Source organism: Streptomyces sp. NPDC003247 (assembly GCF_042888135.1).
GTDB lineage: Bacteria > Actinomycetota > Actinomycetes > Streptomycetales > Streptomycetaceae > Streptomyces.
Genome location: NZ_JBIAPF010000002.1, coordinates 848,400 through 860,722, shown reverse-complemented (window position 1 = coordinate 860,722; position 12,323 = coordinate 848,400). Strand labels below are relative to the sequence as shown.

Sequence of the window (12,323 nt, the reverse complement as noted above, 5' to 3'; positions counted from 1 at the left end):
AGGCGCCGGTCCCCTCCCGGGGCCGGCGCCTTCGGCGTGCGGCGGACCGGTGGGTCACCGGGTGCCCGCGACGACCTCCGCCGCCGCCCGGCCGCAGACGCGGGCCGCGCCGTGGGTGGCGAGGTGGAGGGCGCCGCGGGGAGCGGCCTGGGGGACGCCCATCTCGACGACGAGCGTGTCGGGGCGGGCGGCGAGGAGCGTGTCCAGGGCCGCCGCCATCCACGGGTGGCGGTGTTCGTCGCGGACCACGGCCACGATGCGCCGCTCCCCCGCCGCGGCCAGCGCCGCGCGCCCCGCGTGCTCGCCGGAGAAGCTGCCCGTCCCGGTACCGGGCAGCAGACGGGCGAGCTCGGCGGCCACGCCCCACGGCGTCTCGTCGCCGACGGCGATGTTGGCGACGGGGGTGAGGGCGGCGACGTAGGGGGCCCCGGTGAGCGGGGTGAAGCCGTCGGCGCGGGTGACGCGCAGGGCGCGGCGGGCTGCGGTCAGGCCGATGTCCCGCTCCGCCTCGGCGGCCGCGGTGGGTGCCGAGGCCGTCCAGCGGGCCAGGGACCGTACCCGCCGCGCCGCGTCGGCCAGGCGCTCCTCGGGCAGTTCCCCGGTGCGCACCGCGGTGGTCAGGGCGTCGCGCAGACGGCGCACCGTCTCGTCGTCGGCGAGGCCGCCGCCCACGCAGATGGCGTCGGCGCCGGCGGCGATCGCGAGGACGCTGCCGCGCTCGATGCCGTAGGTGCCGGCGACGGCCCGCATCTCCATGCCGTCGGTGACGATCAGACCGTCGTAACCGAGTTCCTCGCGGAGGAGGCCGGTGAGGATGCGGCGGGACAGCGTCGCGGGGCGGACCGGGTCCAGGGCCGGGACCAGGATGTGGGCGCTCATGACCGCCCGGGTGCCGGCGCCGATGGCCGCCCGGAACGGGATCAGCTCCCGCTCCGCGAGGACGGCCGCCGGCACGTCGACGCGCGGCAGCGCGTGGTGGGAGTCGACGGCCGTGTCGCCGTGGCCGGGGAAGTGCTTGGTGCAGGCCGCCACGCCGGCGGACTGGAGGCCGGTGACATAGGCGGCGGTGTGCCGGGCGACCAGGCCGGGGTCCGCGCCGAAGGAACGGACCCCGATCACCGGGTTCGCCGGGTCGGAGTTCACGTCCGCCGACGGGGCCCAGTTGAGGTTCACCCCGCACTCAGCGAGCCGGCGGCCCAGCTCGTGGGCGACCCGGCGGGTCAGGTCCACGTCGTCCACCGCGCCCAGCGCGTGGTTGCCGGGGAAGGAGGAGCCGGTGCGCACCTCCAGGCGGGTGACGTCTCCGCCCTCCTCGTCGATCGCGACCAGGACGTCGTCCCGTTCGGCGCGCAGCTGTGCGGTGAGGGCGGCGAGTTGGTCCGGGGAGGCGATGTTGCGGCCGAACAGGCCGACCGAGGCCAGGCCCTCGCCGAGGCGGCGCAGCAGCCAGTCGGGGGCGGTGGTGCCGGGGAAGCCGGGCTGGAGGACGGTCAGGGCGTCCCGGGTGAGCGTGTCGGTGCCGCTGGCGATGGTCGTCATCGGGGCGTCATCCCTTCACCGCGCCCGCGGTGAGACCCGCGGCCATCTTGCGCTGGACGAGGAGGAACAGGGCGACGATCGGGACGGCCATCATGGTGGCGCCCGCCATCATCGGGGCGTACTCGGTGCCGTGCTTGGTGGTGAAGTTGCCGAGCCAGACGGTCGCGGTCTGGTTCTTCTGGCTGAGCAGCATCAGGGCGTAGAGGTACTCGTTCCAGGCCTGGATGAAGGCGTAGACCGAGGTGGCGACCATGCCGGGGGCCAGGAGCGGGAAGACGACGCGGACGAAGGCGCCGGTGCGGGTGCAGCCGTCGACCATCGCGGCCTCCTCCAGTTCCTTGGGGATGTTGACGATGAAGCCGCGCAGGGTCCACACCGTGAACGGGAGGATGAAGGTCAGATAGGTGATGATCAGGCCGGACAGCTTGTCGTACTGGTCCAGGTCGTTCAGGAGCAGGAAGACCGGGATGATCATGGCGACCAGCGGGACCATCTGCACGGCCAGGATGCCCACGATCACGATCTTGCGGCCGCGGAAGGCGAACCGGGAGATGGCGAGGGCGGCCAGCATGCCGACGGCGACGCCGATCGCGACGACCGTCAGCGAGACGGCCAGGCTGCGCCCGACCGGGCCCCAGAAGTCGGCGATGTCGAGCGCGCGGCCGAAGTTGGAGAAGGTCCCGCCGGTCGGCAGCAGGCTCGGCTCGGGGTCGATGGCGTCCTTCGCCGGTTTGAACGCCGTGTTGAGCATCCAGTAGACGGGGAAGCCGGCGACGGCGAAGACCAGGAGACCGAGGAGGTTCCAGCCGAGCTTCGACCGCCCCGGAGCGGACACCGTACTCATTCGACCTCTCCGATCTTCAGCATCTGGCGCATGTAGACGGCGACCACCCCGAGCAGGAGCAGCACGGTGATCAGGGCGATCGCCGAGCCCTGCCCGTAGTCGTTGACGACGAAGGCGCGGTCGTAGGAGTACGTCGTCAGCAGCTGGAACTCGGGCTCCGGGTGGCCGTTGCGCATCACGAAGACCTGCGGGAAGACGCCCATGTCCCAGATGACCGACAGGGTCGTGAGCATCACGACGACCGGTTTGAGGATGGGCAGGGTGACGTACCGGAAGACGCCCCAGGCGCCGGCGCCGTCGAGGCGGGCGGCCTCCTCCAGCTCGGCCGGGACCTGGGTGAGGCCGGCGCTGAGGGTGATCACCACGAAGGGCACCGCGCCCCAGATCACCAGCAGCATGATGACGGCGAGGCCCTGCGGTCCGCTCGCGAACCAGTTGTGGCCGATCAGCTCGACCCCGGGGAGCCTGCTCAGGACCGCGTTGAGGATGCCGTAGTCGGAGTCGAAGAGCCATTTGAAGACGGTGGTGGCGACGATGACCGGCATCCCCCAACTGGCCACCAGGGCGATGTTGACCAGGGTCTTCACCCAGCCGGAGACCCGCTGGAGGAGCAGCGCGATCAGCATGCCGAGGACCATCGTGAGGAGCACGCAGCCGGCGGCGAAGACGATCGTGCGCAGGACGACCTGCCAGAACTCGCCGTCGCCCAGCACGCCCGAGAAGTTGTCGAAGCCGACGGACTCGGCGGGCTGGAAGCCCCAGAGCTGGGACTGGCCGAACTTCTGGAAGGACAGGGTGACCAGGCGGACCAGCGGATAGCCCATCACCAGCGCGAGGACCAGCAGACAGGGCGCGAGCAGCAGCCAGGGGGTGCCGGCGCCGGCCGCGCCCCGCCGTCCCGGTGGCTTTCCCGCGGCGGCCCGTGGTGGGGGTGAGGGCCGCGTCGGCGGCACCTTGGCAGGGGTGGTCGTGTCTGCGGCACTCATCCGCGCGCTCCTCAGCGGTCCCTCGGTCGTCCGGGAAGCAGGGCCCCGACCCTGGGGGGTCGGGGCCCTGCTCTCAGGTCACTTGGTGTTGATGACCTTGTCGATCGCGGCGTCCGCCTCCTTCGCGGCCTCCTCGACCGTCTTCTTGCCGGTGCCGATGTTCTGGAGCATGGTCTGGAGCACCTGGGCCTTCTCGACCTGGCCCCAGCCGGGGGCCATCGGGACGAACCAGTTGGACTCGGCGGCGGTGGCCGGCACGACCGTCTCGGGGTCGTTCTTCAGGGTCGCGAGGTCGGTCTTGTTGTTGGGCAGGTTGCCCTTGGCCATCAGACCCTTCTGGCCGGAGGGGCCGGTGAAGGCGTTGATCCATTCGGCGGCGAGGTCCTGCGCGTCCGACTTCACCGGCACGGCCAGGTCGGAGCCGCCCAGGAAGACCGGGAGGTTCTTGCCGGACGGGCCGGGCAGCACGAAGTTCTCGACGTTGTCCTTGAGCTTGCCCGTCTTGTCGTTCTCCGGGGCCGCGGCGGTGGCGCCCTCCCAGGCGGGGGCGAAGATCATGCCGGACTTGCCCTGGCCGTAGACGATGTAGCGGTCGGACTCGTCCTTGGTCTTGTCGCCGTGCATGTAGGTGTCGACGATCTTCTTGAACTCGTTGAGGCCCTTGAGGGACTCCGGCGAGGAGAGGTTGGCCTTCCACTGGCCGCCCGACTCGGTCGCGATGGAGCCGCCGGCGTCGTAGACGAAGGACATGGCCGCGTACCAGTCGCGGGTGGGCTGGTACCAGGCGCTGAAGCTGTCGCCCTCCTTCTTCTGGACCTTGTCCAGGGCGGCGGTCAGCTCGGCGTAGGTGGTCGGGGCGGTCTTCACGCCCGCGGCGGCGAAGAGGTCCTTGCGCCAGTTGCCGACGCGGCCGCCGGCGTAGTAGGGGACGCCGTAGGTCTTGTCCTCGTAGGTCACCGAGGTCTTGAGGCCGTCCAGCCAGGCGGAGGAGTTGTCGAACTGCGAGGCGTCGAGGGGGGCGAAGGCGCCCTTGACCATGTAGCCGAGCATCTCGGTGTTGCCCATCTCGACGACGTCGGGGGCCTTGTCGGTGGCGAGGACCGCGTCGAGCTTGGCGTTCTTGTCCGGCCAGCCGTAGTACTCGTGGTCGATCTTGAGGCCGGGGTGCTTCTTCTGCACCGCCGCGTCGGCGGCCTTCACCAGCTCGGGCCAGTTGTTCTGGGCGTCGACGGTGAGCCAGACCGTCAGCTCCTTAGCCTCGGCACCCTTGTCCGAGCCCCCCTTGTCGCTGTCCCCGCACGCCGCGATGGAGACCATCATGCCCGCGATACCGATCGCGGCTATCAGCTTGCGCTTCACGCCATCCTCCTCAGGGATGCCACAAACCCCCCTGCCTCCCCGCCGCGGTCGAGCGTCAACGCGTACCGTCCGTGGGGCCAGGACCTGGACCAATGGTGTAGACCAGTACGGGGAGCTTGGCTCAGACCAATAGGGCTGTCAAGGGTGCTTCACAGGCGCCGAGTCGTCCGTTACGCGACCGCGATATGCAGGGACTTTTCAATTTCCGGGGCGCCCGCCGAAGGCCCTCGCGCGGAACGGACCACCGCCCTACGACGGCGTGCTGGACTAGACCAAGACGGGTCCCGCGGGTATACAGAGGGGATCACGGAGCGTGCGAGGTCACCCGCACCGGTCACCCCGCCCACGAACCCGTGCCACGATGTGAGCCGCGGCCGATGGGATGTCGGCCGTTCGGCATCCGGAGCCGGGAAGGCAGGCCATGAGCACCGACGTCAGCAGTGCGGAGAACGAGGGTGGGGCTACCGTCCGTACCGCGCGCGTGCCCAAGTACTACCGCCTGAAGAAGCACCTGCTCGACATGACGGAGACCCAGTCGCCCGGCACCCCCGTGCCGCCCGAGCGGACCCTCGCGGCCGAGTTCGACACCTCGCGCACGACCGTGCGCCAGGCCCTCCAGGAACTGGTGGTCGAAGGCCGGCTGGAGCGCATCCAGGGCAAGGGCACGTTCGTCGCCAAGCCCAAGGTCTCCCAGGCGCTGCAACTGACCTCGTACACCGAGGACATGCGCGCCCAGGGCCTCGAACCCACCTCCCAGCTCCTGGACATCGGCTACATCACGGCCGACGACCGGCTGGCCGGGCTCCTCGACATCACCGCCGGCGGACGCGTGCTGCGCATCGAACGGCTGCGCATGGCCAACGGCGAGCCCATGGCGATCGAGACGACGCACCTGTCGGCCAAGCGCTTCCCCGCCCTGCGCAGGTCGCTGGTCAAGTACACGTCCCTCTACACCGCCCTCGCCGAGGTCTACGACGTCCACCTCGCGGAGGCCGAGGAGACCATCGAGACCTCCCTGGCCACCCCGCGCGAGGCGGGCCTGCTCGGCACCGACGTGGGCCTGCCGATGCTGATGCTGTCCCGGCACTCCCTGGACAAGGCGGGCAAGCCGGTGGAGTGGGTGCGGTCCGTCTACCGGGGGGACCGCTACAAGTTCGTGGCCCGGCTGAAGCGCCCGCAGGAGTAGGCGGCCACCGCGGCCGAGCTCCCACCGAGCTCCCGCCCCCCCGGTTCGGGTGGAGCGGGCAGGAGCGGAGGTCCCGATATCCGGACGAGGTCTTCCGCTGACCTTTATCCGTCCCCTACATTTCGCGTGCGTTGCACGCGCGATCAACGAGGGGATGGAGTCGCCCGATGCCGGAAGCACCACACGTCTCAAGAGGTCCGGTGGTGACGCCCGTACGCGTCGTCATCGCCCTCTGCCTGTTCGCGCCTTTCGTGGCGATGCTCTGGGTCGGCTCGTACGCGAAGGTGGAGCCGACGCTGATCGGCATCCCCTTCTTCTACTGGTACCAGATGGCCTGGGTGCTGATCTCCACCGTGCTCACGATGATCGCGTACCGGCTGTGGCAGCGTGACCAGCGCGCCCGCAAGGCCTCGGACGGGGGTGCGTCCCGATGAACAACGAGGTCAACGGCGTCGCACTCACCGTCTTCGTCCTCTTCTTCCTGGCCGTGACCGTCATGGGCTTCCTCGCGGCCCGCTGGCGCAGGGCCGAGAACGAGCACAGCCTCGACGAATGGGGCCTGGGCGGCCGGTCGTTCGGCACCTGGATCACCTGGTTCCTGCTCGGTGGCGACCTGTACACGGCCTACACGTTCGTGGCGGTCCCGGCGGCGATCTACGCGGCCGGCGCGTCCGGCTTCTTCGCGGTCCCGTACACGATCCTCGTCTACCCGCTGATCTTCACCTTCCTGCCCCGCCTCTGGTCGGTCTCGCACAAGCACGGGTACGTCACCACCTCGGACTTCGTGCGCGGCCGGTTCGGGTCCAAGGGCCTGTCGCTGGCCGTGGCCGTCACCGGCATCCTCGCGACCATGCCGTACATCGCGCTCCAGCTCGTCGGCATCCAGGCCGTGCTGGACGTGATGGGGGTCGGCGGCGGCGAGAACACCAACTGGTTCGTCAAGGACCTGCCGCTGCTGCTCGCCTTCGGCGTGCTGGCCGCGTACACCTACTCGTCGGGGCTGCGCGCGCCCGCCCTGATCGCGTTCGTGAAGGACACGCTGATCTACATCGTGATCGCGGTGGCGATCATCTACATCCCGATCAAGCTGGGCGGGTTCGACGACGTCTTCGCCAAGGCGGGTGACGCGTTCGCGCAGACCAACCCGGCGACGGGCAAGCCGCGGGGCGCGCTGGCGCCGGCCGAGGCGGGTCAGTGGACGTACGCCACGCTGGCCCTGGGCTCCGCGCTGGCGCTCTTCATGTACCCGCACTCGATCACCGCGACGCTGTCCTCCAAGAGCCGTGACGTGATCCGCCGCAACACCACGATCCTGCCGCTGTACTCCCTCATGCTCGGCCTGCTGGCCCTGCTGGGCTTCATGGCGATCGCGGCCGGCGTCAAGGTCACCAACGGGCAGCTGGCCATCCCGCAGCTGTTCGAGGACATGTTCCCGGACTGGTTCGCGGGCGTGGCCTTCGCCGCGATCGGCATCGGCGCGCTGGTCCCGGCGGCGATCATGTCCATCGCGGCCGCGAACCTGTTCACCCGCAACATCTACAAGGACTTCATCAAGCCGGACGCGACGCCCAAGGAGGAGACCCGCGTCTCCAAGCTGGTCTCGCTGCTGGTGAAGGTGGGCGCCCTGGCGTTCGTCCTGACGATGGACAAGACGGTCGCCATCAACTTCCAGCTCCTCGGCGGCATCTGGATCCTCCAGACCTTCCCGGCCCTGGTCGGCGGCCTGTTCACCCGCTGGTTCCACCGCTGGGCGCTGCTCGCGGGCTGGGCCGTCGGCATGCTCTACGGCACGCTCGCCGCCTACGGCGTGGCCTCCCCCACCCAGAAGCACTTCGGCGGGTCGGCGAAGGAGATCCCCGGCATCGGCGAGATCGGGTATATCGGTCTGACGGCGTTCGTGCTGAACGTGGTGGTGACGGTGGTCCTCACCTTCGTGCTGAAGGCGCTGAAGGCCCCGGAGGGCGTCGACGAGACGAGCCCGGAGGACTACACGGCGGACGCCGGCGACCCGGGCGTCCAGGTGGAGCTGCCGCCGGCGACCGCCGGAACGTCCCACTAGCCGGAACGTCGCACGCGGCAAGGCTCTCGGTGGGCCGGCGGAGAAATCCGGCGGCCCACCGTCGTGTGCGTGGGGCACACTGCGCGCCATGGACATAAGGATCCGGGAAGCGGAACCCTCCGAACACGCCGGCCTCGGCGACCTGACCGCCCGCGCCTATCTCGACGACGGCCTCCTCGACTACGGCGAGGGCGACGCGTACCTGCCCGTGCTGAAGGACGTGGCCGCGCGGGCGGCCGCCGCCACCGTCCTCGTGGCCGTGGCGGGCGACCTGCTCCTGGGCGGGGTCACCTTCGTACCGGGCCCCGGGCCCGTCGCCGACATCGCCCGGCCCGGCGAGGCCGAGATCCGCGCGCTGGCGGTCGCGCGCGAGCAGCGCGGCCGGGGCGCCGGCGAGGCCCTCGTGCGGGCCTGTGTGGAGCGTGCGCGGACCACGCGGGGCTGCACGGCCGTCGTGCTGTCGAGCCAGCGGGCCATGCACACCGCCCACCGGCTCTACGAGCGGCTGGGCTTCGTCCGCACACCCGAGCGGGACTGGAATCCCGTGCCGCACCTGGACGACATCACTCTCCTGACCTACCGGTTGACGCTCTGAGATCACCGGCAACACAACATCTGGGGGTGGCGTGACGGGCGAGCACAAGATGTATGCTCGTGCTCGCTGTCGCCGCAGGGGAATCCGGTGTGAATCCGGAACTGTCCCGCAACGGTGTACTCGTGTGCGCGCCTACCCATGTGCGCACACCCGTCCAGTCCGAGGACCTGCCGACAGTGCGCCCGGCCGTCCGGCTCGGGTGCCTTGACGTCCGGGCCTCGTGGAGTGGGCCGGTGGACGCGACGCCGTGCGCGCTCGTGTGCTGCCCCCTGCCCTCCGCCAGGCCCCTTGCCGAGCGAGGGAGAGCCCCCACGTGACCATCGCGCCAGCCGATCCGGCTTCAGCCACCCCGCAGGACACCGACGGCCCCGGTACCGCCCTGCTGCGGACCCTGACCGAGCTGACCGCCGACCTGCCCGACGGCGACCCGGGCCGGGTCGCCGCCGCCGCCCTGCGGGGCCGCTCCGCGCGGGCGGACGAGACGGAACTGCGCGAGCTGGCCACGGAGGCGGCCGCCGGCCTCATCTCCGAGGACCCCGCCTACTCCCGGCTGGCCGCCCGTCTGCTCACCCTCGGCATCCGCGCCGAGGCCGCCTCCCAGGGCGTGACCTCCTTCACCGGGTCCGTCGCCGTGGGACACCGGGAGGGGCTGATCGCCGACCGGACGGCCGCGTTCGTCACGCTGCACGGCGCGCGGCTCGACGCGCTGGTCGACCCGCACGCCGACGACCGCTTCGGGTACTTCGGCCTGCGCACCCTGCACAGCCGCTACCTCCTGCGCCACCCGATCACCCGCAAGGTCGTCGAGACGCCCCAGCACTTCCTGCTGCGCGTCGCCGCCGGACTCGCCGAGGACGACACCGCGCGGGCCGTGGACGAAGTCGCCGCGCTCTACGGGCTCATGAGCCGCCTCGACTACCTCCCCTCCTCCCCGACGCTCTTCAACTCCGGCACCCGGCACCCCCAGATGTCGTCGTGCTACCTCCTCGACTCCCCCAAGGACGAGCTGGACTCGATCTACGACCGCTACCACCAGGTCGCCCGCCTCTCCAAGCACGCCGGCGGCATCGGGCTGTCGTACTCCCGGATCCGCTCCCGCGGCTCCCTCATCCGCGGCACCAACGGGCACTCCAACGGCATCGTCCCGTTCCTGAAGACCCTCGACGCCTCCGTCGCCGCCGTGAACCAGGGCGGCCGGCGCAAGGGCGCGGCCGCGGTCTACCTGGAGACCTGGCACGCGGACATCGAGGAGTTCCTGGAGCTGCGCGACAACACCGGTGAGGACGCCCGCCGTACGCACAACCTGAACCTCGCGCACTGGATCCCCGACGAGTTCATGCGCCGGGTGAACGCCGACGCGCAGTGGTCCCTCTTCTCCCCCTCCGACGTGCCCGAGCTGGTCGACCTGTGGGGCGAGGAGTTCGACGCGGCCTACCGCGGGGCCGAGGCGGCGGGCCTGGCGCGGAGGACGATCCCGGCGCGCGAGCTGTACGGCCGGATGATGCGCACCCTCGCGCAGACCGGCAACGGCTGGATGACCTTCAAGGACGCCGCCAACCGCACCGCCAACCAGACCGCGACGCCGGGCCACGTCGTGCACTCCTCCAACCTCTGCACGGAGATCCTGGAGGTCACCGACGACGGGGAGACGGCGGTCTGCAACCTGGGATCGGTGAACCTCGGCGCCTTCGTCGACGGCGACGGCATCGACTGGCAGCGGCTGGACGACACCGTCCGCACCGCCGTCACCTTCCTCGACCGCGTCGTCGACATCAACTTCTACCCGACCGAGCAGGCGGGCCGCTCCAACGCCCGGTGGCGCCCGGTCGGCCTCGGCGCGATGGGCCTCCAGGACGTCTTCTTCAAGCTGCGCCTGCCCTTCGACTCCCCCGAGGCCAAGGCCCTCTCCACCCGGATCGCCGAGCGCGTCATGCTCGCCGCGTACGAGGCCTCCGCCGACCTCGCCGAGCGCAACGGCCCGCTGCCGGCCTGGGAGAAGACCCGCACCGCCCGGGGCGTCCTGCACCCGGACCACTACGGCGTCGAGTTCACCTGGCCGGACCGCTGGGCGGCCCTGCGCGAGCGCATCGCCGGCACCGGTCTGCGCAACTCCCTGCTCCTCGCCATCGCGCCGACCGCCACCATCGCGTCCATCGCGGGCGTCTACGAGTGCATCGAGCCGCAGGTGTCCAACCTGTTCAAGCGCGAGACGCTGTCCGGCGAGTTCCTCCAGGTCAACTCCTACCTGGTGCGGGAGCTCAAGGAGCTCGGCGTCTGGGACGCGCGCACCCGCGAGGCGCTGCGCGACTCGGGCGGCTCGGTGCAGGACTTCACCTGGATCCCGGCCGACGTCCGCGCCCTCTACCGCACCGCCTGGGAGATCCCGCAGCGCGGCCTGATCGACATGGCCGCCGCCCGCACCCCGTACCTGGACCAGGCGCAGTCCCTGAACCTGTTCCTGGAGACGCCGACCATCGGCAAGCTCTCCTCGATGTACGCGTACGCCTGGAAATCGGGCCTGAAGACGACGTACTACCTGCGCTCGCGCCCGGCGACCCGCATCGCCCGCGCCGCGCAGGCCACCGTTCCCGTCCAGCAGCCGGCGCCCGAGGACGCCGTCGCCTGTTCCCTGGAAAACCCCGAGTCCTGCGAGGCCTGCCAGTAATGAGCTCCACCACGAAGAACCTTCTCGACCCCGGCTTCGAGCTGACTCTGCGCCCCATGCGCTACCCGGACTTCTACGAGCGCTACCGGGACGCCATCAAGAACACCTGGACCGTGGAGGAGGTCGACCTCCACTCGGACGTGGCCGACCTCGCGAAGCTCACGCCGGCCGAGCAGCACCTGATCGGCCGGCTGGTCGCCTTCTTCGCGACGGGCGACTCGATCGTCGCGAACAACCTGGTGCTGACGCTGTACAAGCACATCAACTCCCCCGAGGCACGGCTGTACCTCAGCCGGCAGCTCTTCGAGGAAGCGGTCCACGTCCAGTTCTACCTGACCCTCCTGGACACCTACCTCCCCGATCCGGACGACCGCGCGGCCGCCTTCGCCGCCGTCGAGAACATCCCCTCCATCCGCGAGAAGGCCGAGTTCTGCTTCCGCTGGATGGACTCGGTGGAGAAGCTGGACCGCCTGGAGTCCCAGGCCGACCGGCGCCGCTTCCTGCTCAACCTGATCTGCTTCGCCGCGTGCATCGAGGGCCTGTTCTTCTACGGCGCCTTCGCGTACGTCTACTGGTTCCGCAGCCGGGGCCTGCTGCACGGCCTCGCCACCGGCACCAACTGGGTGTTCCGGGACGAGACCATGCACATGTCCTTCGCGTTCGACGTCGTCGACACCGTCCGCAAGGAGGAGCCGGACCTCTTCGACGACCGGCTCCAGCAGCAGGTCACCGACATGCTGCGGGAGGCCGTCGAGGCCGAGCTTCAGTTCGCGCGCGACCTGTGCGGTGACGGGCTCCCCGGCATGAACACCGACTCGATGCGGCAGTACCTGGAGTGCGTCGCCGACCAGCGACTGACGCGCCTCGGCTTCGCCCCGGTGTACGGCTCGGAGAACCCGTTCTCCTTCATGGAGTTGCAGGGCGTTCAGGAGCTGACCAACTTCTTCGAGCGCCGGGTGTCGGCGTACCAGGTGGCCGTGGAGGGCACGGTCGACCTGGACGAGGACTTCTGAGTCCTGGCCGCCCTCAGTTGACGGTCGATCCGGCGTTCGCGGGCCAGTCCCACGAGCGCCGGACCCGCGAGGAGGAG

10 protein-coding genes and 1 riboswitch are annotated in these 12,323 nt (G+C 70.4%); of the genes, 6 read left to right on the top strand and 4 right to left on the bottom strand.

The window, feature by feature from the left end; genetic code table 11:
* Window positions 1–54: 54 nt before the first annotated feature.
* From ACFYWQ_RS08795 to ACFYWQ_RS08780, 4 genes are all read right to left on the bottom strand, one after another.
* Window positions 55–1,539 carry a glycoside hydrolase family 3 protein gene (locus ACFYWQ_RS08795; RefSeq protein WP_389514101.1) on the bottom strand — a complete coding sequence of 495 codons (1,485 nt, stop codon included), beginning with the start codon at window positions 1,537–1,539 and terminating at the stop codon, window positions 55–57.
* Between the two features lie 7 nt (window positions 1,540–1,546).
* The gene (locus ACFYWQ_RS08790; RefSeq protein ID WP_389514099.1) at window positions 1,547–2,383 is read right to left on the bottom strand and encodes a carbohydrate ABC transporter permease; all 837 of its coding nucleotides are present in this window, start codon (window positions 2,381–2,383) and stop codon (window positions 1,547–1,549) included.
* Entirely contained in the window at window positions 2,380–3,369 is a 990-nt protein-coding gene (locus ACFYWQ_RS08785) for a carbohydrate ABC transporter permease (RefSeq protein ID WP_389514097.1), read from the bottom strand. The genes ACFYWQ_RS08790 and ACFYWQ_RS08785 overlap by 4 nt, the downstream gene beginning before the upstream one ends.
* Before the next feature lie 78 nt (window positions 3,370–3,447).
* Window positions 3,448–4,728 (bottom strand): extracellular solute-binding protein, encoded by a 1,281-nt coding sequence (locus ACFYWQ_RS08780; RefSeq protein ID WP_389514095.1) that lies wholly within the window; start codon window positions 4,726–4,728, stop codon window positions 3,448–3,450.
* A 421-nt stretch (window positions 4,729–5,149) separates the two neighbouring features.
* Here ACFYWQ_RS08780 and ACFYWQ_RS08775 point away from each other — a divergent pair, with 421 nt between their 5' ends.
* From ACFYWQ_RS08775 to ACFYWQ_RS08750, 6 genes are all read left to right on the top strand, one after another.
* A complete protein-coding gene (locus ACFYWQ_RS08775; RefSeq protein WP_389514093.1) occupies window positions 5,150–5,914 on the top strand; it encodes a GntR family transcriptional regulator in 765 nt (254 codons plus the stop codon).
* 167 nt (window positions 5,915–6,081) lie between these two features.
* Window positions 6,082–6,348 (top strand): DUF3311 domain-containing protein, encoded by a 267-nt coding sequence (locus ACFYWQ_RS08770; RefSeq protein WP_389514091.1) that lies wholly within the window; start codon window positions 6,082–6,084, stop codon window positions 6,346–6,348.
* Window positions 6,345–7,973 (top strand): monocarboxylate uptake permease MctP, encoded by a 1,629-nt coding sequence (gene mctP, locus ACFYWQ_RS08765; protein WP_389514089.1) that lies wholly within the window; start codon window positions 6,345–6,347, stop codon window positions 7,971–7,973. The genes ACFYWQ_RS08770 and mctP overlap by 4 nt, the downstream gene beginning before the upstream one ends.
* Before the next feature lie 88 nt (window positions 7,974–8,061).
* The gene (locus ACFYWQ_RS08760; protein ID WP_389514087.1) at window positions 8,062–8,568 is read left to right on the top strand and encodes a GNAT family N-acetyltransferase; all 507 of its coding nucleotides are present in this window, start codon (window positions 8,062–8,064) and stop codon (window positions 8,566–8,568) included.
* A 40-nt stretch (window positions 8,569–8,608) separates the two neighbouring features.
* Window positions 8,609–8,758, top strand: a riboswitch (cobalamin riboswitch).
* 123 nt (window positions 8,759–8,881) lie between these two features.
* Window positions 8,882–11,233, top strand: a complete 2,352-nt coding sequence (locus ACFYWQ_RS08755; protein WP_389514085.1) for a ribonucleoside-diphosphate reductase subunit alpha — start codon at window positions 8,882–8,884, stop codon at window positions 11,231–11,233.
* A complete protein-coding gene (locus tag ACFYWQ_RS08750; RefSeq protein WP_389514083.1) occupies window positions 11,233–12,246 on the top strand; it encodes a ribonucleotide-diphosphate reductase subunit beta in 1,014 nt (337 codons plus the stop codon). Before ACFYWQ_RS08755 ends, ACFYWQ_RS08750 begins: the two co-directional genes overlap by 1 nt.
* Window positions 12,247–12,323 lie beyond the last annotated feature (77 nt).